The organism is Oleiphilus sp. HI0043 (assembly GCF_001634935.1).
The window spans coordinates 1-1490 of record NZ_LWEY01001433.1; the positions used below are offsets into that span (position 1 = coordinate 1).

At 47.4% G+C, this 1490-nt stretch carries 1 protein-coding gene; it reads left to right on the forward strand.

The genetic code is table 11. The annotated features are described in order from the left end of the window. The coding region (locus A3729_RS20130; RefSeq protein ID WP_197475947.1) for a thrombospondin type 3 repeat-containing protein at positions 1-1490 on the forward strand (1490 nt) is incomplete at both ends.

Below are 1490 nucleotides of genomic sequence, written 5' to 3' on the forward strand. Positions count from 1 at the left end.
AGTATTCGTGCGGTAATCGATGAAGGTAATGATTCCAGTATTGAATATGACGGCCCTGCACAGTGGATGCGTGATATGGGAACTAGCGGCCCAGAAGCCTGTACCACAGGGGATGTCGAAAGTGGCGCGGTTGAAGCGGACTACGACCAAGCTGTCGAGGACTGTGGCGGCCTGGATAAGCTGCTAACGACAGAAGAAGTGAACGATACCGTTTGGTACAGCGAGCAAGATACGGTTGCTTTTGATAGCGGTGGAACCGGCAGCTTCGAAGACCATCACACTGGAACTGAATACACGACTACCTGGTCGATAGATTCTGGCTTTGTTCGCTTTACGGCGACAAGTGCTTCAGGAGTATTCTCTCGTAAGCTAGGCATCTTGTCTGATGGCTTCCCTCATATTTCTACCAAGTTCTTCCATGATGGTGAAGCTAATGACTACATTGCTAGCATGCTGTATGCAGTGAGTGAAGATGCGACTGACAGTGACTCAGACGGTATACCGGATGATATTGATAACTGTCCGACTGATGCAAACAGTGATCAGCAAGATAGCGACCATAATGGAATAGGTGATGCCTGTGATGGGGGAGACACCTCTGGTCATATGTTTACGGTAGAAGAACTTTCTGACCAAACTCGCTTTAATGTTTACTTCGACGATGCGCCAGATGATGGTGGCGACCCTTACTACATTATGGAGTCCATGACCTTTAATTCTGATGGCTCGTTTAGTGCTGAGCTAGATGACAATGCCTTGTCGCGCGGAGAATCACACTATTCAGGTGACTGGAGTATAGAAGCCGGGGACTTGGTTTTATCACTCAATGGAGGCACAGAAACAGAATATATTCACGCCTTTGGGGTCGATGATGAAAATGGTGCGCTACTGGTATGTTGGGGGTCTGTACCTTGTTCTGATGACACGGAATGGTTCTTTGATGGGCAACTATCAGCTGAATCCTTCTTGATGGCAATGAATAATGGTGGGACTGGTGGTACTACAGTCGAAGATGCTGACGGTGATGGTATTGTCGATCAGGAAGATGCGTTTGTTGATGATGCGACAGAGCAGTTTGATACCGATGGCGATGGTATCGGTGATAACGCCGATGCTTGTCCATATACAGCTGATACCACATGCGATGGCTCGGGTGTTCCTAATATGTCTGGTGAGTACCTACTTGCCTGGAGTGTTGACGGAACTAACCCAGATAACGAGATGCTAAATGACTCTGGTGATCAATGTGTTGCGGAAGATGAGTTATCAGGTTTTGCTTTGGTTCGAGTACAGCAGGAAGGAAACCAGGTTATTCTCAATGGAGGTGACGGCGAAGACGGCTGGATGTCGATTGGTACGATCGATACTAATGGCGATTTCTCTGTAGAAGAGCTTAATAACGAACCGGGTCGAAGCTTTGTACTATCAGGTAACTATGATGGTACGGGTATAGCTGGTGGGAGTTTTACGGATTCAGAGCAAAATGAAAG